The sequence below is a fragment of the Ectobacillus soli genome, assembly GCF_042610425.1.
GTDB lineage: Bacteria > Bacillota > Bacilli > Bacillales > Bacillaceae_G > Ectobacillus.
In genome coordinates this window covers 814,807-837,856 of the sequence record NZ_JBGJZM010000001.1, presented here as the reverse complement: position 1 = coordinate 837,856, position 23,050 = coordinate 814,807, and the positions used below count along the sequence as shown (strand labels likewise).

The 23,050-nt window shown below is 36.9% G+C and carries 24 protein-coding genes; 6 read left to right on the top strand and 18 right to left on the bottom strand.

Annotated features, from left to right (window positions below; translation table 11 throughout):
- Positions 1-24 precede the first annotated feature (24 nt).
- The 6 genes from ACAN53_RS04315 to ACAN53_RS04290 form a co-directional block, all read right to left on the bottom strand.
- Positions 25-1,587 (bottom strand): spore germination protein, encoded by a 1,563-nt coding sequence (locus ACAN53_RS04315; protein ID WP_379967522.1) that lies wholly within the window; start codon positions 1,585-1,587, stop codon positions 25-27.
- A 228-nt stretch (positions 1,588-1,815) separates the two neighbouring features.
- On the bottom strand, positions 1,816-2,034 hold the full coding sequence (locus ACAN53_RS04310; protein WP_379967519.1) for a YneF family protein: 219 nt from the start codon (positions 2,032-2,034) through the stop codon (positions 1,816-1,818).
- An 80-nt stretch (positions 2,035-2,114) separates the two neighbouring features.
- Positions 2,115-2,558 (bottom strand): sporulation inhibitor of replication protein SirA, encoded by a 444-nt coding sequence (gene sirA, locus ACAN53_RS04305; protein WP_379967516.1) that lies wholly within the window; start codon positions 2,556-2,558, stop codon positions 2,115-2,117.
- Between the two features lie 151 nt (positions 2,559-2,709).
- Positions 2,710-4,716, bottom strand: a complete 2,007-nt coding sequence (gene tkt, locus ACAN53_RS04300; protein ID WP_379967513.1) for a transketolase — start codon at positions 4,714-4,716, stop codon at positions 2,710-2,712.
- A 250-nt stretch (positions 4,717-4,966) separates the two neighbouring features.
- Entirely contained in the window at positions 4,967-5,206 is a 240-nt protein-coding gene (locus tag ACAN53_RS04295) for a DUF896 domain-containing protein (protein WP_379967510.1), read from the bottom strand.
- A gap of 55 nt (positions 5,207-5,261) precedes the next feature.
- Positions 5,262-5,909 carry a YneB family resolvase-like protein gene (locus ACAN53_RS04290; RefSeq protein WP_379967507.1) on the bottom strand — a complete coding sequence of 216 codons (648 nt, stop codon included), beginning with the start codon at positions 5,907-5,909 and terminating at the stop codon, positions 5,262-5,264.
- 132 nt (positions 5,910-6,041) lie between these two features.
- Here ACAN53_RS04290 and lexA point away from each other — a divergent pair, with 132 nt between their 5' ends.
- Together lexA and ACAN53_RS04280 are read left to right on the top strand one after the other, a co-directional pair.
- A complete protein-coding gene (gene lexA / locus ACAN53_RS04285; protein ID WP_379967504.1) occupies positions 6,042-6,662 on the top strand; it encodes a transcriptional repressor LexA in 621 nt (206 codons plus the stop codon).
- 319 nt (positions 6,663-6,981) lie between these two features.
- Positions 6,982-8,241 carry an acyl-CoA dehydrogenase family protein gene (locus tag ACAN53_RS04280; RefSeq protein ID WP_379967502.1) on the top strand — a complete coding sequence of 420 codons (1,260 nt, stop codon included), beginning with the start codon at positions 6,982-6,984 and terminating at the stop codon, positions 8,239-8,241.
- Between the two features lie 275 nt (positions 8,242-8,516).
- Here ACAN53_RS04280 and ACAN53_RS04275 read toward each other — a convergent pair whose 3' ends face one another.
- The 5 genes from ACAN53_RS04275 to ACAN53_RS04255 all read right to left on the bottom strand — a co-directional run bounded on the left by ACAN53_RS04275 (position 8,517) and on the right by ACAN53_RS04255 (position 12,092).
- Positions 8,517-9,164 (bottom strand): YdbC family protein, encoded by a 648-nt coding sequence (locus ACAN53_RS04275; RefSeq protein ID WP_379967500.1) that lies wholly within the window; start codon positions 9,162-9,164, stop codon positions 8,517-8,519.
- A gap of 65 nt (positions 9,165-9,229) precedes the next feature.
- Positions 9,230-9,775 carry a GNAT family N-acetyltransferase gene (locus tag ACAN53_RS04270; protein ID WP_379967497.1) on the bottom strand — a complete coding sequence of 182 codons (546 nt, stop codon included), beginning with the start codon at positions 9,773-9,775 and terminating at the stop codon, positions 9,230-9,232.
- A 259-nt stretch (positions 9,776-10,034) separates the two neighbouring features.
- A complete protein-coding gene (locus ACAN53_RS04265) occupies positions 10,035-10,607 on the bottom strand; it encodes a nucleotidyltransferase family protein (protein WP_379970254.1) in 573 nt (190 codons plus the stop codon).
- Between the two features lie 163 nt (positions 10,608-10,770).
- Positions 10,771-11,322, bottom strand: a complete 552-nt coding sequence (locus tag ACAN53_RS04260) for a GNAT family N-acetyltransferase (protein WP_379967494.1) — start codon at positions 11,320-11,322, stop codon at positions 10,771-10,773.
- Between the two features lie 125 nt (positions 11,323-11,447).
- Complete coding sequence (locus ACAN53_RS04255; protein WP_379967491.1) at positions 11,448-12,092, bottom strand: alpha/beta hydrolase; 645 nt, start codon at positions 12,090-12,092, stop codon at positions 11,448-11,450.
- A gap of 981 nt (positions 12,093-13,073) precedes the next feature.
- Between ACAN53_RS04255 and ACAN53_RS04250 the strand changes: the two genes are divergently transcribed.
- Positions 13,074-14,147, top strand: coding sequence for a type I restriction endonuclease (locus ACAN53_RS04250; RefSeq protein ID WP_379967488.1), 1,074 nt, complete (start codon positions 13,074-13,076; stop codon positions 14,145-14,147).
- A gap of 332 nt (positions 14,148-14,479) precedes the next feature.
- Here the strand turns inward: ACAN53_RS04250 and glnA are convergent, their stop codons facing one another.
- The 4 genes from glnA to hflX all read right to left on the bottom strand — a co-directional run bounded on the left by glnA (position 14,480) and on the right by hflX (position 18,965).
- Entirely contained in the window at positions 14,480-15,814 is a 1,335-nt protein-coding gene (gene glnA / locus ACAN53_RS04245; RefSeq protein WP_379967485.1) for a type I glutamate--ammonia ligase, read from the bottom strand.
- A 55-nt stretch (positions 15,815-15,869) separates the two neighbouring features.
- A complete protein-coding gene (locus tag ACAN53_RS04240; RefSeq protein WP_379970253.1) occupies positions 15,870-16,217 on the bottom strand; it encodes a MerR family transcriptional regulator in 348 nt (115 codons plus the stop codon).
- A gap of 215 nt (positions 16,218-16,432) precedes the next feature.
- The gene (locus ACAN53_RS04235) at positions 16,433-17,701 is read right to left on the bottom strand and encodes a methionine gamma-lyase family protein (protein WP_379967482.1); all 1,269 of its coding nucleotides are present in this window, start codon (positions 17,699-17,701) and stop codon (positions 16,433-16,435) included.
- Complete coding sequence (hflX, locus tag ACAN53_RS04230; protein ID WP_379967479.1) at positions 17,694-18,965, bottom strand: GTPase HflX; 1,272 nt, start codon at positions 18,963-18,965, stop codon at positions 17,694-17,696. Before hflX ends, ACAN53_RS04235 begins: the two co-directional genes overlap by 8 nt.
- 138 nt (positions 18,966-19,103) lie before the next feature.
- Here hflX and ACAN53_RS04225 point away from each other — a divergent pair, with 138 nt between their 5' ends.
- Both ACAN53_RS04225 and ACAN53_RS04220 read left to right on the top strand, forming a co-directional pair.
- Positions 19,104-19,241, top strand: a complete 138-nt coding sequence (locus tag ACAN53_RS04225) for a hypothetical protein (protein WP_379967476.1) — start codon at positions 19,104-19,106, stop codon at positions 19,239-19,241.
- On the top strand, positions 19,242-19,379 hold the full coding sequence (locus tag ACAN53_RS04220) for a small, acid-soluble spore protein L (RefSeq protein WP_379967473.1): 138 nt from the start codon (positions 19,242-19,244) through the stop codon (positions 19,377-19,379).
- Positions 19,380-19,399: 20 nt separating this feature from the next.
- Here the strand turns inward: ACAN53_RS04220 and spoVK are convergent, their stop codons facing one another.
- Entirely contained in the window at positions 19,400-20,350 is a 951-nt protein-coding gene (gene spoVK, locus ACAN53_RS04215; protein ID WP_379967470.1) for a stage V sporulation protein K, read from the bottom strand.
- A gap of 99 nt (positions 20,351-20,449) precedes the next feature.
- On the opposite strand from spoVK, the gene ACAN53_RS04210 reads away from it, so the two are divergent.
- A complete protein-coding gene (locus tag ACAN53_RS04210) occupies positions 20,450-21,448 on the top strand; it encodes a tyrosine-type recombinase/integrase (protein WP_379967467.1) in 999 nt (332 codons plus the stop codon).
- Positions 21,449-21,579: 131 nt separating this feature from the next.
- Here the strand turns inward: ACAN53_RS04210 and hfq are convergent, their stop codons facing one another.
- Both hfq and miaA read right to left on the bottom strand, forming a co-directional pair.
- A complete protein-coding gene (gene hfq, locus ACAN53_RS04205; RefSeq protein WP_379967464.1) occupies positions 21,580-21,804 on the bottom strand; it encodes an RNA chaperone Hfq in 225 nt (74 codons plus the stop codon).
- A 39-nt stretch (positions 21,805-21,843) separates the two neighbouring features.
- The gene (gene miaA, locus ACAN53_RS04200) at positions 21,844-22,779 is read right to left on the bottom strand and encodes a tRNA (adenosine(37)-N6)-dimethylallyltransferase MiaA (protein WP_379967461.1); all 936 of its coding nucleotides are present in this window, start codon (positions 22,777-22,779) and stop codon (positions 21,844-21,846) included.
- Positions 22,780-23,050 lie beyond the last annotated feature (271 nt).

The window sequence follows — 23,050 nt, the reverse complement described above, 5'->3', positions numbered from 1 at the left end:
TTCACATCCTACCAATGTTATACGCTACTTTTCTTTTTTACCATCTGGCTTCGGTTTTTGATTTGGTGACTGTCGATACAAATCAAATTTCCCAGTTAAATGAGGACGTGTGTCCATCTTCCACCACGGCGCCCGAACGAAAGTATCTTTCAACTCACGACCTTTCAGTGGAGCAATAGGAGAAAGGTATGGAACTCCAAACGAACGTAGTGAACATAAATGGACGATAATAGTAATAATCCCCAGCATAATTCCCAATAAACCGAGTGTGCCAGCAAGAAAAATAATCGGAAACCGTAACAATCTAAACGCAATACCTTGCGTATAATGTGGAACCATAAACGATGAAATTCCTGTAATCGCAACAATAATAACCATAGGAGCAGAAACAATGCCAGCTTGCACGGCTGCTTGGCCGATGACTAATGCGCCGACAATACTAACCGCAGCTCCTACCTGTTTTGGAAGCCTGACTCCAGCTTCCCTTAGTGCTTCAAACGTAATCTCCATCATTAATGCCTCTACTAGTGCTGGAAAGGGGACAGTTTCCCGAGAAGCAGCCGCACTAATTAACAAAGCCGTTGGTACCATCTCTTGATGATAGGTAAGAATTGCAACATAAAGCGAAGGCAAAGTAACAGAAATTATCATAAACGTGAAACGCAAAATGCGAATCGCTGAGCTAACTAGAAAACGTTGATAATAGTCCTCCGCTGACTGAAGCAAAGAAAAAAAACTAATCGGAGCAATTAATACAACTGGGGTACCATCTATTAAAATAACTACACGACCTTCCAAGAGATTTGCAACGGCTACATCAGGTCGTTCTGTATTAATAAGCTGAGGAAAAGGAGAATAGGGATTATCTTCAATCATTTCCTCAATGTAACAACTTTCTAATACACTGTCTATATCAATGCCTTGCAGGCGATTTTCTACTTCATCGATAAGATTTTGATTTGCAAGCCCTTCTACATAAGCAAGTACAACTTGAGTATTCGTATAGCGACCGATGTTCATCATTTTCATTTTGAGATCAGGGTTTTTAATCTTTCGCCTTATAAGAGCAGCATTGACTGCCAATGTTTCAACAAACCCTTCCCGTGGTCCCCGTACAAAGCTTTCTGCCGACGGTTCTTCAATCGATCGTTTTTCCCATTTAGGTAACCCCAAGGCAAGACCACGTACTTCTTGTTGTACGAAAAGAATAGGATTTCCTATTGAGAGATTTGCTACACAATCGGTAACTGTCAAGACTTCTGTCATCTTGGATAGATGTATTTTCCCTTTTACCATTTCATATAAATTATGATTTACTCCTTCTGCTTCCAAAAGTGGGGCGAGTACATTATCATCAATCTCTTCAATATTAGATAAACCATCTATATAAACGAGAGCCGCTTTTGTCCTTCCACCAATAAAAAATGTCCGAAAAGCTACATCAAAGCTATCTTTATACAAAGATTGAAAAATTTGTAGATTTTTATCCAAGTCTGACGATAAAAAATCTTGCTTCTCAGTATCTTGAGGTTGTTGCGTATTCAATTGTTTTTGTTTATTAAACAGTTTCCTATTTTTACGATACAATCGGACAACACCTTCTTTTTATTCTAGAGTATGGAATTTACATTTAGCGGCATTTTTAAAAATGTATACCATTATATACTCTGTATATTTCCGCATATTATTCCATTGTACGCAAAATAGCAATTTATAGACAAAGTAAAAGCCCTTCAATATTTCGAAGGGCTTTACTTTACTAACTAAATAAGGTACAACAAAAAGACACCCGCTAACGAGTGCCTCTTACTGTTGTTATTTCATCTGTTTGTTCATCGATTGCATCATTTGATTAATTTTCTTCTGAGAAGGCTTTTGACCCATTTGTGCCATCATCATTTTAAGCATCTGTTCATTAATCGGTGGATTTTTCTTTAAATAATTCATCATATAACGACGTGCAATGAAGAATCCTAGCGCGATACCTGCTGCAAAAATAAGGATACCAACTAGAATAGAAACCCAAACTGACATAGTAAATCCTCCTTCATGTTGTCTACGTTACAGTTTACTAAAACCTTTTCATTTAGACAAGCCCGTATGAAACTTTTTTGTTACACAAATCTTCTTACTTGTTTAATTGGATTTAACCATCCGTACTTTTCATGGATAAAATCCATGGCAAGGAATGTGTATTCACTTTTCCGTAATATTTCAAAAAACATTGTTTCTATCTCATAATTTTCAATCGATTCAATGCGTGCAAATTGTCGTTTTATACATAAGGACCCATATGTAACTTCATCCTGTATAAGAATATGTTGATTATTTATACGCTTATAATGAGGATGAGAGGAAAGAAATTGTTCAACACAATCATGAAGTCGACTCATTTGAAGTGGTTCTGATATATACTGAATTTGCTTGTACAACATTTTCTTATGAGCAAATGACGTAGTTCGATGGCAACGAGCAAACAAATCATACAGCAAATGTTCGCGGCCAAAATATGTTCTAGCAATATCATCTTGAATTAAATATAAGTGATACGTTATCATACCATTTCCTCCTCACCCAAGACAATCTCTTTTTGAACATTATATAAGATGTTCTATACAAAGATTGTCTGAAGATGGAGAAAAAAAACTTCTTACCTGTCGAATGTCTTGATTTTCACTTCAAAATCTCTCTCCCTAAAGAAAGATTCCATTACTTTTGCAATAATGCCTTGACCTTTGCAACAACATTATCAACTGTAAATCCGTATTCTGCCATTACTTTTTCTCCTGGTGCAGAAGCTCCGAACGTATCAATAGCTAATACGTCACCATCAAGACCTACATAACGATGCCAACCAAATGATGCGCCCATTTCGATTGCCAAACGTTTTGTTACTGATTTTGGTAATACAGATTCTTTGTACTCATTTGATTGTGCTTCAAATAGATCGAAGGAAGGTACACTTACGACAGTAGCTGAGATGCCCTGTTTCAGTAATTCTTCACTAGCTTTTACCGCTAAACTTACTTCAGAACCAGATGCAAGAAGCAAAATGTCAGCAACCTCTTTATGACTAGGCGAAAGAATATAACCACCTTTTGCAACATTTTCAATTGCATGTTCCTTTGTGCCTTGTAGTACAGGTAAATTTTGACGACTAAGTACAATGGCTGTTGGTCTGTTTGTAGATTCAACTGCAAGTTTCCATGCAGCAATAGATTCATTTCCATCAGCTGGACGAATCACGGATAATCCAGGCATAGCACGAAGAGCAGCAAGCTGTTCAATCGGTTCATGTGTAGGGCCATCTTCTCCTACGGCAATACTATCATGTGTAAACACATAGGTTACAGGAAGTTTCATCAATGCTGCAAGACGTATAGCCGGACGTAAGTAATCGGAGAATACGAAGAATGTACCACCGAATGTCTTTAACCCACCGTGAAGTGTAATCCCATTCATAGCTGCACCCATTGCAAATTCACGAACACCAAACCAAATGTTTTTGCCACTATAATCCGTACGTTTAAAATCATTCTTATTTTTCATATACGTTTTATTGCTACCAGCAAGGTCTGCAGATCCACCAAAGAAATTCGGAATCGCATTTGCAATTGCGTTAATTGCTTCACCAGACGTAGCACGAGTTGCTTTTGATGTTCCCATTTCGTATGCTGGAAGACTCTTTTCCCAATCTTGTGGGAGATGTCCGTCAATACTAGACTTTAATTGATTTGCAAGCTCTGGATACGCATCTCTATATTGATCAAATAATGTATTCCATTCAGCAAACGATTTTTCTCCAGCTTCTTTGACTACTGCACGGAAATGAGCATATACTTCTTCTGGTACATGAAAATCTTCTTCAAAGACCCATTTATATGCTTCTTTCGTAAGTTTTACCTCTTCTGTTCCAAGCGGAGATCCATGAGAAGCAGAGCTACCTGCTTTGTTCGGGGATCCGTATCCAATTGTCGTTTTAACTTCAATAAGTGTAGGATGTTTTTCGTCGGCTTTCGCTTCTTCTATCGCGTTTGTAATTGCTTCAATATCATTTCCATCCTCAACGCGAATTACTTGCCAGCCATACGCTTTATAACGATTTTCTACATTTTCAGAGAAAGAATGGTTCAAATCACCATCTAAGGAAATATCATTTGAATCATACAATACAATTAAACGACCTAGTTCTAGATGCGCTGCTAATGAAGATGCTTCAGAAGATACACCTTCCATAAGATCACCATCACCGCAAATAGCATATGTAAAGTGATCGACAATGTTATAAGAATCGCGGTTATACGTTGCTGCTAAATGACGTTCCGCCATTGCCATACCAACTGCAGTTGCAATACCCTGTCCAAGAGGCCCAGTAGTTGTATCTACGCCGGCAGTGTGACCAAACTCAGGATGTCCTGGTGTTTTACTTCCCCACTGACGAAAGTTTTTCAAATCTTCCATTGTTACTTCATATCCACATAAGTGTAGAAGACTGTACAATAACATAGAGCCATGTCCAGCAGATAATACAAATCGATCGCGATTAAACCAAGTAGGATTGGATGGATTTAATTTCATAAATTTCGTCCACAATGTATAGGCCATCGGTGCAGCCCCCATTGGCATGCCCGGATGTCCGGAATTCGCCTTTTCAATCGCATCGATTGCAAGTGTGCGAATAGTTGTTATAGATAAGTGTTCGATTGAATGTGACATAGTTTTCTTCCCTTCATTCAATTTAGCCTAAGCATTCATATACATTTATATTAGCTTGCCACGCATCATTATACAACATGTATGAGGAATTGTGTGGATTATATTCTATTATTTCAAAATAACTATTCATATGGAAGTCATTTAAACTTTTTAGGTTATACTTATTTTATAGTTTTTATCCATTTAAGCTGTAGCAATCCTATAAATCAAAAGAAAGCAAGATGGAGTTATCTTGCTTTCTTTTGATCTATTATTGTAATAAGCTGTTTTGTTGCTGTTTCAAAAGCTTTAGTTTTTCAGGGGTAACATCATTTCCACATTCATCTACAATTTTTATGGATTTCAACCGTTCCAATACTTGAACACGAAAAGACTTAATATATTCTTGACGTAAGATATGACGCTCTTGTTTTTCAACGTCAGTTAATCCGATTGTCTTTGCCTTTCTAGAAAGCTCATTTATACGATTTAATTTTTGAGATGATATCATGAGCAGTCTCCTTTCTGTAAACTGAAGTCTATCATACAATAGTTAATCAGTTATATCAAGGGTTCTGCTCGTTTGTATATTCTACGTAGCGACGATGCACCGTTGCTTTTGATACATCATAACCAAAGCCTCTTAGTGTTGCAGCAATTTCAGCAAAGGTCAACTTATTACCCCGCAAACGAACAATTTCTTCAATTGGTACTTCCTTTTTCTCACGGCCGCCATTCATATCACGATTCTTTAAATTTTCTTCTGGGTGATATCCATGTTCAACTGCACGCTTCATTCCACGTTTAATTTTCAAATTATGTATTTTCCGTTGATATTCTTCAACAACACTAATAATATCAAGCACCATCGAATCAGCATCAGACAACTGCAACTCTCCATTTTGGCTATGTGTATATACCCGAACACCTTCTTTACGTAAACAATGCATGAGTGCTATTTTCGCATTGCCTCTTCCTAGTCGTGTTTCATCTTGAATTAAAACTACTTCTATATTATCTTCTTTAATACAATCTAGCATTTCTAGAATTCCTTCTCGTTCAATTGTATAACCGCTCTCTTTCTCACGAATAATTTTCACAACTTGCAAATCATATTGCTGTGCAAGTTTCACAAGTTCTTCTTCCTGTCTTGCTAAAGATGTCTCTTGTTCTTCCTTTTTCGTACTCACACGAACATAAATAATAGCCTTCATTGAATCTTCTCCTTACTTGCTTCGTACAAAAATAATACCATACATCTATACATGATTCGAACCTACGTTTGTAGAAAAGGCGAACATATGTTATAATTATACTAATATTTTCTATATAAACGAGGTGGAGAGATGGAAAAATTAACAAAAAGGCAGCAGGATATACTTGACTTTATTAAATTACGAGTAAGCGAAAAAGGATATCCGCCTTCCGTACGTGAAATAGGTCAAGCAGTTGGTCTTGCTTCTAGCTCTACCGTTCACGGTCACTTAGCAAGAATTGAAGAAAAAGGTTTTATACGCCGTGATCCTACTAAGCCACGTGCAATCGAAATTATAAGTTTCGATAATTTAGAAACCAATCACCCCCCTGTTATTCACGTTCCCGTGGTTGGGAAAGTTACAGCAGGACCACCTATTACTGCAATTGAAAATATTGAGGAACAATTTCCATTGCCCGCTAACCTCGTTTCAGATTCTGATAAAGTATTTATGCTGAAAGTACAAGGGGATAGCATGATTGAAGCGGGTATTCTGGACGGGGACCTCGTCATCGTTCGCCAGCAGCAATCAGCAGATAACGGGGAAATTGTAGTTGCATTAACGGATGAAAATGAAGCAACGGTAAAGAGATTTTTTAAGGAAAAAGATCATTTCCGCCTTCAGCCAGAAAACTCTTCCCTCGCTCCAATTATTCTACAATCAGTTTCCATCATCGGAAAAGTAGTCGGTGTATACCGGATGATTCACTAAGAGCTTAGTTAAGCTCTTATTTTTTTGCAGCTTGCACATTTTCTACATAAATGTATATGCTGCACCTACTATTTTTTCTCACATTTCCTTCATCTTGATGCTCCGTTTTTTGTAAAAAATTCTCATTTTTAAAACATACTTGACATCTATGTTTTGTTGGAATTATGATACTTATAACAACTTCATACAAATAGCTAACTGGACAACCGGAGGCTCCTGTCACTTTCTAACGTTAGAAAGCAGACACGAGCCTCTTTTTTGTTCTTACGCTAAAGAAAATTAGAAAACTATTAAAATGGATAAAGGAGAGCGATGTATAATGGCAAATTCAAACCAATTACATGCAAAACGAAATGAAAACGAACAGGAACAACTAGATTCCTATGAATTTCAAACACCTGTAATATTTGGTTCTACTGATTTTGAGAAGTTACTCGCTGTAATTGCGCAAGATGCAGAAAAACGGAGAAAAGCCGGAAGCGAAGCACGTCCCTATTACGCGGTGGATTTAATTCGCAAAGCTCGCCTTGGTGCTCTTCGTTTACCTGTAGAACTTGGCGGCGGAGGTGTTAGCATTCGTGATATTTTCCAAATTGTCATCCGTTTAGCAGAGGCGGATTCTGATGTGGCACATATCCTTCGTTTTCACTTTTACCAAGTCGAGATTATTCTCTTGAGTCCGTACTCAACTAAGCGCCAAAACTGGCTGAAACGAATCGCGGAAGGAGAAATTATTGGGAACGCATTTACCGAAATTTCTTCGAAAAATGTTGGAACCCTGTCTTTTCAAACGACGCTATCTCCTGATGGTACCGGATATCGTTTAAACGGTACAAAGTACTTTAGTACAGGTACATTGTATGCAGATTCCGTCGTTGTAATGGCATCAACGGTAGATGGTAAAACTGCATCCGTATTCATCCCTACGGACCGTGAAGGGGTCATCATCGAAGACGATTGGGATGGCATCGGGCAAAGATTGACAGGAAGCGGAACAACCTATTTAAACAATGTGATTGTCCATCCAAATGAGGTGACGATTATTGGGGATAACGAAACCCCGTTCAATTCCCATTTACAGCTCTATCTACATGCGGTCATCGCAGGTATACTACGTAATGTCGTGACAGATGCAGCAGCCTTAGTTCGAGGAAGATCCCGAAGCTTTACGTTTGCGGTGGCTGCCACGCCAGCAGAAGACCCGCAGCTCCAGCAAATTATTGGACAACTCTCTAGCACTGCATTTGCAGCCGAAACGCTTGTACTTGCTGCCGCTGATGCACAGGATAAAGCAATTAATGCTGCCGCAAACGGAGTCATTGACTATGCATTGAGTCATGAAGCTTCTCTTTTAGCAGCAAAGGCAAAGGTTGTCATCGACGAGCTAGCCTTAAAGGCCGCTACGTCTCTATTCGACGTTGGCGGTGCATCTGCTACAAAACAGTCAGCAAATCTAGATCGTCACTGGCGCAACATTCGTACGATTGCTTCCCATAATCCAACTGTATACAAAGCACGCGCCATCGGTAATTACGTGGTAAACGGCGTTGAAATTCCAATACGAAGCGTGTATTTCTAAGATTTAGCAGAAAAATCTGACTCAGATGGGAGTCAGACACTAAAAATAGACTCTCACGGGAATGCAAGTAGCTCTTTCGTTCCCGTTCTTTTCAAAATTTGCTTCTGACGGGCACATTTCTCTTCGTTTCGTTCCCGTTCTCTTCAAAATTTACTACTGGCGGGTTCAATTACACGCGTTTTGAAGTCGTCTTCCTCAATCCATTCGTCTATCTGGCACGATTCCATCTTCCTCCGTTTTGTCCGTACTCGAAATGATCCACAATCCTGCTCATTTTATAACATCGTAGGCAGCACACGCCAAGCTTCTTCAATTCTAAATTTCTCCCCTGTAAGGTTCCGTACATCATCCTTAGGTCTAGCTAATTCTATTAATCTAGGAAAATGGATTTCCATATATCTTTGATGAAAAATGTCACTCTTCCAACCCGATAATACAAGGAAATCGTTACTTTCTTTTAAGGAGCATGCAAATGTTCCACCAAGCATCCCTTCTACTTTTTGCATTCCTACGTTCCACACTTTTTTCTGCATTTCAACAAAATCCTTCGTTTTTTGCTCTTCTACCTGTGCCAAGGAAACACGAACAAAATTACAATTCCTCAAGACATCAAGAAAATAATCTTCTAGCCCAGAAATTGTTTGTTCTTCTTGAAACATAGTTACATCTATTGAAGTATAGCTACTTTCTTGTCCGAAATTAGCAAAGATACGGTCATGCACCTCGTCCATAAAATATTGATAGTCTGTTTGACTTTCCCAAAAAGAATAGATACAAGCAGTCAATGGTTGGCTCTCGCTCCAACCACCTAATTGTCCTAAAAAGCCTTTCACGTTACTAAGAGCAATCCATTTTTTTTGAGACTCATAAAATAGTTCCTTTTGACCTTCTTTTACTTTGCAAGATATTCTTTTTATAATCATATACTCAGCTCCTTACCATTAAAACAATTGTTAAACAATAAGCCTAATTAGCAAAATGTGATTATCTATTTATTATTCCATTCTTCAGCAAGCATCCCATAAACAACGTGGTCAACATAATGATCGTATAACCATTCTGCTTGTCTAATGCATCCCTCATTTACAAAACCTAATCTTTCGGGAATACCTCTACTTTTCATATTGCCAACTGCTGCCCTAATTTCAACTTTATTTAGGTGCAATTCAGTAAAAGCATAATCAGTTAATGCCTTTGCAACCTTAGTAATCATTCCATTTCCTTGGAATTCTTCTCCAAGCCAATAGCCAATATATGCTGTATTATTTGACCAATTTATCTCGTTAAAACCAGCAACTCCAACGATCTTTCCTTTATATAAAATAACCGTATTCATACTTTTATTTTCAGCAAACCCCCTTAATGACATGTTAATAAATTCTTTTGTATCTTCAAGCTTTGTTGTAATATCAAGCCAAGGAAGCCATCTTCGTAAGTATTTTCTCGATCGATTGGTTAGCTCAAAAATATTTTCCCCATCCCTTACTTCTATTAACTTTAAAGATAAATCCTCATCAATTTTGTGTATAAACATCCATACCTCATCCCTATTCTGTTTATATATTGAAATTCTGTATTTTCAAAGAATTTCCCATGAGATTCTTATCAATATTTGTACGTCCTATCCCTAACATTCCTTACAGAATGACTTGACTCCTCACCTATCATTCCTACATCCCCCAGGATTGTCTCCCAATTGATAGTGAGTTGCTCTAATGGCTTATAAGAATTTTCGAAAATGCGAAGCTAATACAAAGCATAGGGTACCTTATTGTATGAAACCGTCCGTTAACTTAATTAGGAAATCTGACGTGATGCACTTTAATCTTATTCCAAATTGATTTCCAATTCTTTTTTGTTATGCGATTTTCATAAATTTCCATTTTCTCTTTATCCTCTATAAAATGGGGAGTCGGTTTCACTTCTAAGTTAACAACATCATAAATTCCCCAAGGTGCTGTTACTATTACATTGTTATTTTCATCTAATTTTACCCCTAAAGCTGTAGCCGTCTCTGGAAACTTCGATATAGCATCAACAGAAGAAGAATATGGAGGCATATTACTTTTAATGTGCATTCTTGCTTCATTCTTCACCGACCAAAGATTGTTGGGTATGAGGGATTCGAGGTTATCTTCAAGTTTCTTTTCCTCAAGCTCATCGACATTTTTCGGATCAAAATAGATTACATCAATATCTAAAATATGTGTTCTTTCACTAAATCCGTGTAATGTATCCCATATTTTTGAACGAACAAATCCAGCACATATCCACCAATCAGGTAAATTCAATGATTTTGCTGTTTTTAATATTTCCATCATCCATTTATCTTCTCTAATAAGCGAAATGATTTTTTCTTCATTCATCACAATAAGGGTTCTCCTTGAATTAAGCCATTTGGTAAACTAGTTGTACCGTTTATGTAACGAGAAAAACTTCCGAAACACAATCTTAGATAAAAAAACTAGCTTCCATGGAAATGACGATATACACTACAAGCTGGGTAATGAAATGCGAAGCGCACCTGTCTTAGCAGGTCTCATTCCATCTTCCCATCACAACGGTGTTATAGTATTTTCCATCAGATAGGAGTTTATCTTTTTTTAATATGCCTTCCATTTCAAAGCCAAATCTTTGATAAAGTTTAATAGCTTTATCATTTGTTTCTAGAACATTCAACTCTATTTTTTTAATGCCATTGGAGTCAGCCCAAGAAATAGATTCTTTTAAAAGATTTTTTCCAATTCCATATCCCCAAAAATCCTTTAACACACATACTCCAAATTCTACTTTATGAGAAAATCTTTTTAAATTATTTCCTTCGCATCTCGAAAAGCCGATGATCCGATCATAAACTACCGCAACTAAAAATAAATTTCGTGCATTCTCAGTGTCTGTTTTTATAATCTGTTCAAATTCTGATATATCGATAAATGCCTCCCCTTTTTCTCTATCTAAATTTTCAGTCTCCCCATCAATCTGTAATCGTAACGCAGACAACTCTTTCGCATCTTTATCGATTGCGGATCGAACCATATAATATATCCCATTACAATAAAACTCTTGTTTGTTTATGATCATGATTTACTCCGTTCACTCGCATTTGTTTAAAAAAACGTGTATAAAGCCCTGTATTATAATCTTCTTCCTCATTTCTTACTTAGCCTTGTTGAAGAATCGCACTCCATTTGGTTAAGAAAGAAGAGTTATGATTTTAAAAAATCCTCTATTCTTGTCATTACCTTTTGTAAGGCTGCGATGGACATTTGCGTATGAAATGGTTCTATATCTAACGAATGGTTAGCATAGGGAACCTTTTCAATGTGCATATTTGTTTTCTTATCAATTGTATCGATTTTACTAAGAATATAGTGAGCATCTTTTTCCCCAATCACGATAAGGGATGTATGATTGCTCCTCATTAATTCATTAAAAATTGGATCAAACTTTAATAACGGTGTAAGCAATATCATTTTAGAATTCTGATACATATTGCTCTTCATAAATCCATTGATAATCGGAATTGTACCAAGGGATTTCCCTAAAAACACAGTTTTCACGTATTCATGATTGTTAAGTACCTCATTAATAATGAGAGTTACCTCATTAACGATAATTTGGGTTATGTCGTCTAATGGAAGTTCGAATAAGTCTTGACCATACGAATAATGAATATGGACAACATCGTACTGATTCTGAAGCATTATCATAGTAGAATAATAAAACAATGGTTTATCATAGGTGTAGCCTGACCCAGAGAACATAAAACAAACAACCGAACCTCCGTTGTCAATATGTGTATATTGAATTTCTTTATCCTCAAGTGAAGCTGTTTTTTGACTAACCTTCATAATAGGTCCCCCTGACCATTTCATTCAACATTCCTTTTCACTACAAAACTCTACCTTCCTTCTACTAATCGCTCACGACAAAGTGAGTTCCTTCCTCATACGGAATAACTGCCATGAATAAATTTACTAAACTTTAATCATTCAATAGACCAATATATTTTTTCTTCCGATTTATTTGCTATTGAGAGCCCAATTTTCTCCAAGACATGTATAAAAGCAACGCTGTCCGAATTACAAGTCGCTACCACTTTTTTCATCTTGCTGAGATCATGACTTTCCCATTTCAGTCGCATAAGCCTGGACAATTCTATAACCAAGACCAATCATTCCTTCTTGTTTTTACAACATTATGTGCCTTGATAATATAGAATCATATTCTTACTAAAATGGTATAATTATCATTGTAATAATTATACATAAATGAGTGTATCTATGAAAAAATACTGATTGCTAACATCGCTCCAATATTCAATCTCAGATGACCAATTCAACATTCATATCTCCATGTAGGATCATTTATTTTTGTTAATTAATATGGTAAAGTTACCTTATAATTGAAGTAAAAAGTAAAAAACATCCCATTTGCAGAAATAAATCATCCAACGTCTATCTCATTGGTTAGTACATATTAAAAATGAAAGTATGGTTAGGCATGTAACGTTCCTGGAACTTTCGAATAGTGAAAAGTTAAACAGATTTGAAGTTTTTCGGCAGAAAGAAAAAGAACGTACATTTATCCACAAGTAAATATAATACACGTCGCAACTGCACGTGTATTTACTTTAAAAATAAATGGTTTAATATCTATTTTGTAGATATATTATAAATTTCTAATATTACTAGGTAAACCCTCGCGATCTCCTGTAATTATATTCCTACACTCAATCACCTCAAGAAATACCTCATATGCTGATGGATGCAGCTTCTCATATTTGTCATAGGTATCACGTTCAAAACAAAAAGTTTAAAGGAGACATAGAAATGGATAATTTTGCAGAACAAATAAAGATACTCTCAAAACGTGTTGAAAAAATTAAAAAATCTATTGCTACTGAAGAGGCAACAAAGACGTCCATCATCATGCCTTTTTTCCAAACTCTTGGTTATGACATATTTAATCCCGAGGAATTCACGCCCGAGTTCACAGCTGATATTGGTATTAAAAAAGGAGAAAAAGTGGATTATGCCATTATTACTGATGGAAACCCCGTCATTTTGATTGAAGCAAAATCGGTTAATGAGGACTTACAAAAACACGATTCCCAGCTTTTTAGATACTTTGGAACTACGACAGCCCGATTTGCCATTTTAACAAATGGAATTATATATCGGTTTTACACGGATCTAGAGGAACAAAATAAAATGGACTCTTCTCCTTTCTTTGAATTTAGCATCCTTGATTTGAAAGAAAGTAGTCTACTCGAGCTATCAAAATTTAAAAAGACAAGTTTTGACTTAGAAAAAATATTTAATACCGCTTCAGAATTGAAATATCTAAACAAACTTAAAAACTTTCTTAGCGAACAATGGGACAATCCGAATGAAGAATATGTAAAATTCTTAATCACACAAATCTACGATGGTGTAAAAACAAAAAACACAATTGAGAAATTCGAACCGATTATAAAAAAAGCATATAAGCAATTTATAAACGAATTAGTAAATGATAAACTAAACGCCGCATTAAAAAATACGACTACTGAAGTAGATGCACAAAATCAAGAAATTGCTGCAAGCATTGAAACGGATGCAGATAGTAAAACAGAACCTGATGTTGTTACAACCGAAGAGGAAATTGAGGGCTATATTACAATTAAAATAATTTTGAAAGATTCAATAGAAGAGGATCGTATTTACTATCGTGATAATTTAAGTTATTTTAATATCCTGTTAGATAACAATATTCGAAAGTGGATTTGTCGTCTAGGCCTCAATACCTCCAATAAATACATTCAATTTAACGATGAGGAACGTACGATTGAACATATTGAAAAAGTGTCTGATATTGTCAATTTCAAAGAAAAAATCATTGAGGTAGTGAATAAATTCGCTTAATATTTTATGACTATTCCGCTCTATGACGATTTTTTAACAGAAATGGACGAAAGCCTGGGGATTTGTAACCGCCAGATAAGTTTGGTTCTTATACACTTTTGGTGACAGTTCAATTTTAAAGTGTACCTTTTTTTATTGAAAATCAAAATTAATAATTAACATAGCCTTTGGATTAAGTAAGAACTGCCGTTTTACTTTAACGGTATTGGGGTGAACTGTATGAGCCAAAATCTTATTATACAATTCAGTTTACAAAACACATGATTAAAAACAAGATCAACCCATCAAATTAAAAAAGCCCTGACGCTTAGAGCGCCAGGGCTTGTCCCATCTTAATAGATGTTCATATATTGATCGCGTTCCCATTGGTGAACTTGCGTACGGAACATATCCCATTCGATTTCTTTTGCTTCAACGAAATGTTCAAGTAAGTGATCACCAAGCGCTTCACACATTACTTCGTCAGATTGAAGCTTGTCTATTGCTTGTGCAAGGGTTGCAGGCAAGTCAATAATTCCTGTTTGCTCACGTTCTTCCTTTGTCATAACGTAGATGTTACGATCTACTGGTGCAGGAGCTGCAAGCTTGTTTTTAATACCATCAAGTCCAGATGCAAGAAGAACTGCAAGTGCTAGGTAAGGATTTGCTGCAGGGTCCACGCTACGTACTTCTACACGTGTACTTAAGCCACGAGATTCAGGAATACGAATGAGCGGACTACGGTTGCGAGCAGACCATGCTACGTAGCATGGTGCTTCATATCCAGGCACGAGACGTTTGTATGAATTTACAGTTGGATTTGTTACAGCTGTAAAGTTAGGAGCATGCTTCAATACACCTGCAATAAAGTGGCGAGCATCATCACTAAGCTTTAAATCGCCCTTTTCGTCGTAAAATGCATTGTCGTTACCACGGAATAGTGATAGGTTACAGTGCATACCAGATCCATTCACACCAAATAATGGTTTTGGCATGAAGGTAGCATGTAAGCCGTGCTTACGTGCAATTGTTTTCACGACAAGTTTAAATGTTTGAATGTAATCACATGCTTGTAGTGCGTTTGCATATTTAAAGTCAATTTCATGTTGACCTGGTGCAACTTCGTGATGGGATGCTTCAATTTCAAATCCCATTTCTTCTAATTCAAGAACGATATCACGGCGACAATTTTCTCCAAGATCTGTAGGAGCTAAATCAAAATAACCACCGTTATCATTTAATTCTAATGTAGGATTTCCTTTTTCATCAACTTTAAATAAGAAAAATTCAGGTTCAGGTCCTAGATTGAAGCTTGTAAATCCCATTGCTTCCATTTCTCTTAAGATGCGTTGCAAATTATTACGCGGATCTCCTTCAAATGGCGTACCATCAGGATTGTAAATATCGCAAATTAATCTTGCAACTTTTCCTTTTTCTGATGTCCAAGGGAAAATTACCCAAGTACTTAAATCTGGATACAAATACATGTCAGATTCTTCGATGCGAACGAATCCTTCGATGGAAGATCCATCAAACATCATTTTGTTAGAAAGTGCTTTTTCTAATTGGCTAACTGGAATTTCAACATTTTTAATGATCCCTAGAAGATCTGTAAATTGCAGACGAATATACTTTACATTTTCTTCTTTTGCCAAACGGAAAATATCTTCTTTTGAATACTCTGCCATTGTTTCATTCCTCCTAATTCCTAACATCTTATATTGAAAATCATGAAACACATGTTTAGTGGAAAAATCGGGACATGTCTCCTTGTCGCAAAGATGTTCGGTTATTTCGTCCCACTTGGTAAAGTTCATCTCGTAACAGCTTACGCAGTTGTGCATCAGAAAGCTTTTTTTTATCTACTGGATGCGGCGTCTGCGGTGGTGTAAGCCCTGCAGCTTTCATCGTAAGCACTTGTTTAATACCTGCTAGATTTAAGCCTTGATCTAATAAATCTTTTATCTCTAACAGCTTATCTACATCATTAAACGAATATAAGCGGCGGTTTCCATCTGAACGAGTAGGTGAAATTAAATCGTGCTCTTCATAATAACGAATTTGTCGTGCCGAAAGCTGCGTTAAATTCATAACGATTCCAATGGGAAACAGCGGAGTAGAGCGGCGCTCATCATTGCTCACATCAGTTCCTCCTTCACCTTAACATATCTCTATTTTATTACCGTGTATGTGTTATGTCAATAAATGTTAGATAACATAACACATTTTCACTTTCGGACACGGAGAAACCCTCTTTCTTAACATGTACAAAATATATTTATTGTATGAAAAATGAGTCGTCCCTTTTATAAAGTTAGTAGCTGTTTCTCAATTAACGTATCTACCGCTGAGCAGATAGCAATCTTCACGTGACTGTATGTTAATCCCCCTTGAACGTACGCTACATATGGTGGTCGAAGCGGGCCGTCTGCGGATAACTCAATGCTTGCGCCTTGTATAAATGTTCCTGCAGCCATAATAACGTCATCTTCATAGCCAGGCATATAGTTTGGATAAGGGGTAAACTGGGAATTAATAGGTGACGCATATTGAATCGCTTGGCAAAACGCAATCATACGATCCGGATCTTGAAACTCAACCGATTGAATTAAATCCGTGCGCTTCATATTCCAACGCGGATATGTATTCATTCCGAGATTTTCTAACAAAGCCGCCGTAAAGATTGCACCTTTTAGTGCTTGTGCTACTACGTGCGGAGCAAGAAAGAATCCTTGATACATTTCCTGTAAACTATACAAAGATGCACCTGCTTCTGCACCAATGCCTGGTGAAGTTAAACGATAGCCACATGCATCAACATATTCCTTTTTACCAACAATATAGCCACCCATTTTCACAATACCGCCGCCAGGATTCTTTATTAGCGATCCTGCCATTAAGTCTGCCCCAACATGACAAGGTTCAAGTTCTTCCGTAAATTCTCCGTAACAATTATCAACAAAAACTACAATTTCAGGGTTGATTTGCTTCACAAACCGAATCATTTCTTGTATTTCTGCGATTGTATAAGATGGCCGATTTGCATATCCCTTTGAGCGTTGGATACCAATCATTTTCGTTTTGGGTCCAATTGCTTCTCTCACTGCTGGAAAATCGACATGTCCATCCTTCGTTAAATCAACAGAACGGTATCCAATTTGAAATTCCTTAAACGAACCGATGCCTTTGCCTCGAATACCAACAATTTCTTCTAACGTATCATATGGTTTTCCTGTTATGTATACCAGTTCATCCCCAGGACGGAGAATAGCAAATAACGCCGTAGAGATTGCATGGGTACCAGAAATAATTTGTGGACGCACAAGACCTGCTTCTCCGCCAAATACATTCGCATACACATCACCCAACGTATCGCGTCCAATATCGTCATATCCATATCCAGTTGTTGGAATAAAATGGGAATCACTTATTTTATACGCACGAAAGCTTTCCAAAACTCGAAATTGATTGCTTTCTGCCACTTCATCAATATGTTGATGGGCCTCTGTTATCATGGCTTCTACCTTTTTTACTATCGGATATAACTTCTCTCCATTTTTCAATCGATTAAACATCGTACTCTTCTCCTTTTTGTTCTGAAAATCGTTTTATAATACCTATAAGCGGAGAATGTTCAAATAAAAATCCTTCGCATTCATATGTTTGCATTGCCTCGTGAAACGTAATTTCCTCTAAAATACTTTCTGATATGAAACGTGATAATACTTTCCCATCGGCAGCAGGAATCGTTACATTGTATGGTTTCATCAGATGCTTCATTTCTTCCTCAATTTTCACTTTAACTCGTTCTACATCTTCTTCGCGAAGAGCACTAATGATCATACTCTCCTCATTTGGTAAAGGGAGAAATGCTGGATGCTGCTGATCCTGTTTATTATATATCGTAACAGAAGGAATTTGTTCACTGCCTAGCTCAGCCAAAAGCTTTCGAACGGTTTGCTCATGTCCTTCAAAGTTAGGGTTAGATGAATCTACAACGTGTAAAATGAAGTCTGCTTCATTTACTTCTTCCAAGGTAGATCGAAATGCTGCGACAAGTGAAGTTGGCAAATCTTGAATGAATCCAACTGTATCACTTAGTAAAATGGTAAACCCACAAGGCAATACCATTCTTCTTGTAGTCGGATCTAACGTAGCAAAAAGTAGATCTTCTTCAAATACATCCGATTCAGTTAATCGATTAAATAACGTTGATTTTCCTGCATTTGTATATCCAACGAGGGCAACCTGAAACGTACTATTTTGTTTTCGACGCTCTCTATAGCGCTTCCGGTGCTCTTCAATGACTGAAAGTTGATGATTCATCTCATCAATACGATCCCGAATGTGGCGTCGATCTGTCTCAAGCTTTGTTTCCCCAGGCCCTCTTGTACCAATACCACCGCCAAGTCTGGATAGAGAAGTACCTTGTCCACTTAACCGCGGCAAAGAATATTTAAGCTGTGCTAATTCAACTTGTAGCTTACCTTCTCTTGATTTCGCTCGCTGTGCAAAAATATCTAAAATTAATTGCGTTCGGTCGATGACGCGAACTCCAAGTTCATTCGATAGATTTCGAATTTGACTCGGTGTTAACTCGTTGTTGAAAATAAATAAATCCGGCTCTAGTTCTTCTGTAATGGCTACAAGTTCTTCTAACTTTCCTTTTCCAATATATGTAGCAGGATGAAATTTCGGACGTTTTTGCGACGTCGTAAGCAGTACATCAGCTTTTGCAGTTGCTGCTAATGAAGCCAGTTCACCCATGGAATATGTAAATCGTTCCTCTTGTTCGTTCGGCAATTGGCAGCCGACTAAAATCGCTTTTTCTTTCTCCAAATACGTTCACTCTTTCCTTTACATAGTCTACTCCTAATAATAACAGACGAACTGCTTTTGTTCTAGTAAGGGGAAAAGGAAACGTTTTTACTAGCATTTTTGAAATAAAGGCATACTAGCTAAAAAGGAGGTGGTAGTATGACGAACCATGTAAATATGGGAAAACAAAAAAGCTCCGTTAGACAAAGTGAAATGAAACCCACATCTGCCGCTACAAAAAGCAAAAAAATGGAAGAACACCATAAAAATAAAGTACGTGAGGAAGGGGAAGGTTAAATGGCAAAAGGAAATAACGGACGCAATCGCGGTCATATCGCTAGTAGTGTAAATGCACAGGGACAGGCTCCTGATGCTACGCATGATCCAAAAACAAAGCTTGAAAATGCAGCAAAAACTGGAAATACAAATTCATAAGAAAAAAACCGCACAAGTAGTTAATTGTGCGGTTCATCTCCAAAATCCAAATCAGCACTTGAAATAGTTAATAAATCATATTTGTCATACGTATCTTGAGCTAACAATCGCATGGCCTGTGAACGAACCGATTTTTCAATAATATTTCGTACATAGCGCCCATTGCTAAAAGAGTTGACTCCATTTGAATACTTCACTGCATTCAAGTGGTCACGAAGTTTCCACTCCGCTTCCTTGGAAATCTGATACTCCCGTTCTTCATACATTCGTTTACCTATTTCTAATAATTGACTCACATTATAATCTGGAAATTCAATAATAAATGGAAACCTGGACTGTAAACCAGGATTTAACGAAAGAAAATGATTCATTTCACGCGAATAGCCAGCTAGTATAAGAACAAATTCATGTTGCTTATCCTCCATATGCTTTACAAGCGTATCAATGGCTTCCTTCCCAAAGTCTTTTTCTCCACCCCTTGCAAGTGAGTACGCCTCATCAATAAATAAAATGCCTCCCATCGATTTTTTAATTAAATCCCGTGTTTTTTGAGCGGTATGACCGATATATTCCCCTACTAAATCAGCCCGCTCAGCTTCAACTAAATGCCCCTTTGATAAAACGTTCATTTTAAATAACAGCATACCAATAATACGTGCTACCGTTGTCTTCCCTGTTCCTGGATTTCCTTTAAATAGCATGTGCAGCACTTGTTTCTCAGCTTTAAGACCCGCTTCCTGTCGCTTTTTATTTACATAAATCCATGCATATATTTCTTTAATGATTTTTTTCAAATTTTCCATTCCAACAAGCTTTCCCATTTCCTCTTCTACTTGCTGTAGCATCTCATGTTTGGTTTCAGCTTCCTCTTCTATTGTTTGTCTTGTCGGTTGCTGTGAAACGGTAACATTCGTTCTATTTAATACAATGTTTATTTGATTACGGTTTTTTTTACGAATGGATTGCTCCACTGACAAACCTCCCCTTGTCTATATGTTAAATGTTACTAAGAAACAAATCATTATTTACCGTTTTCTGTTATAATTTATTAAACTGTAGGGGGTGGATTTATGCAAAGACAACGAGTTCAAAATGAAGAAGTGCAACAAACAATCCTGTCTTTTGCAGCTTTTTTAACGAGTATCGGCCGAAAGCAATCTACCATTAAGCGTTATGTGTACGATATCGAGGACTTTCTTAGTTGGGCTACCAAATACAAGGATCCCTCTCTTAACAATATATGGGCTTCCCTTTCCACTCAAGACTACGAAAATTATTTTTTTGAATTACAATCCAATCGAAATTATTCTGATAAAACAATACACCGTGTCTACATTGTTCTAAATCGAATCTATTATTTCTTACAACAATCGCGACCATCCTTAGAAAATCCATTACAAAGTATCGAAATGATTACGCAACCTGACCGAGCACTGCGCAAGGAAGACTTTATTTCTGAAAAGGAAGAAAAACAACTAAAGAAAACCATTATATCTTTAGAGGGGCTTTCAGAGAAACAGTTGTCTGCGCGTCCATTTTTAATAGATCGTAACCAATCCATTATTTCTCTTATGCTTGATTATGGTCTATCCTTGCAAGAACTTAAATCACTTTCTATGCAAAACGTCCATTTTGAAAGAAATATGCTTTCCATTCCACCGGTAACAGGTAAGGCTCGTACGATTACATTAGAAAAAGAAGACAAACAAATATTATATCGGTACTACAAAACAATTCCCGAAGCCGTGCGTCCAAAATATCATTCGCAAGATCCTTTGTTTGTTGCCTTTGATTTTAATCGAAATACATATAAATGGGTATACGAACAAGACGCGCCGAAGGAATTAACAGAAATTGCGATTCAAAAAATGATTCGACTTGAAGTTGCTCGAGCCGGCATTCGTAAAGGTATATCTGCACAACACTTTCGCAATACTTATATTCTTCGTTTAGTCCAAAAAGGGGAAATTGAGGATACTATAATGAAGCTAGTAGGTTTTAAAACAAAACTTTCTTTAAAACGGTTCCTTGCTTATGAAAAAAATAAAGAGGAAACGACAAAAGGATAGCCTAGCCTTCCTTTTCGTTTCCTCTTTATCTTTACATGTACCCTTTCATTGCGATTACAAACCTTCTTGCAATCCATTTCATACTATGTGTAATTGGTATCAATTTAAGATTATACCGCAATCATTATGTACTATTCTAATTCAATGTTAACATTTTTTTGTGGCACGAATGTAGAAATGGCATGTTTATATATAAGCTGCTGCTTGCCATCCGTTTCCAATAATACCGTGAAATTATCAAATCCCTTTACGAGACCGCGAAGTTGGAAACCATTTAACAAGTACAACGTAACATACGTGTTATCCTTACGGAGTTGGTTTAAAAATTGATCTTGAATATTGATAGATTGCTTCATATCGAATCCTCCTCTTTTTCTCTACTTATTTTAATTCGACTAAAATAGCAGCTTTCCTTCTACATATTTTAAAATTTCTTTCATTTTTGTCCCATTTGATACATCAAACCAAGCTACGTCCATTTTATTCCGAAACCAAGTTAGCTGTCGCTTCGCATAGCGTCGTGAATTTGTCTTCAGCATTTGTACTGCTTCATCTTGCGAAATCAAACCATCTACGTACTGATATAGTTCCTTATACCCTATTGCTTGTATAGACTGACAGTCCCGTATACCTGCATCATATAAGGAGCGAACCTCCTCAAGTAAGCCGTGCTCCATCATGAGATCAACTCGCTTATTGATACGCTCATATAATTGACCTCGTTCCATCGTTAAACCGACAAGGACGGCGTCGTAAACCATTCTATTCTCCTGCTCTTCCAATACTTCGCTCATTTTCGTTCCAGATGTATGGTGAATTTCTAAGGCACGAATGACACGACGAATATTATTTGGATGAATATGCGCTGCACGTTCAGGATCCACTTCCACTAATTTTTCATATAGAGCTGTTGCTCCGGCGCGCTGTGAAAACAGTTCTAATTCTTGCCGGTACGCTTCGTCACCTGAAATAGCGGTAAACTGGTAATCATACAAAACAGACTGGATGTATAACCCTGTTCCCCCAACGATAATGGGAAGCTTTCCTCGACTTATAATATCTTGGATGTGTTGACGTACATGTAATTGGAATTCAGCTACGGAAAATGGTTCTTCTGGTTCTTTAATATCAATCATATAGTGAGGAATATCATCCATTTCTTCCTTCGTTACTTTCGCTGTTCCAATATTCATTTTACGATAAATCTGCATGGAGTCTCCGCTAATAATTTCCCCATTCAAAGCTTTTGCTAAATCAATACTTAGCTTCGTTTTTCCCACTGCTGTGGGACCGATAACAACAACTATCTTATCCTTTACTAAATCTCCCACACTTTTCACTCACTTTAAGTCAAGTTGTACATCAGATTAGTATGCCCAACTTCCTATTATTTAAAAGAAACAAATTTCATTTCAAAATAGTAATTGAAATTTTTTAATTATGTAGAATTTTATCCTATTCATCATAGTTTGTCCACTTACAGCATAGTAATATTATAGTCCTATCAATGTATATTTGACATTTTCATGAGTAGCTATACATGCCTACCTATGACCGTAAGCAAATCTTGTTTTTATGCTATTTTACTAATACCAATGAAAC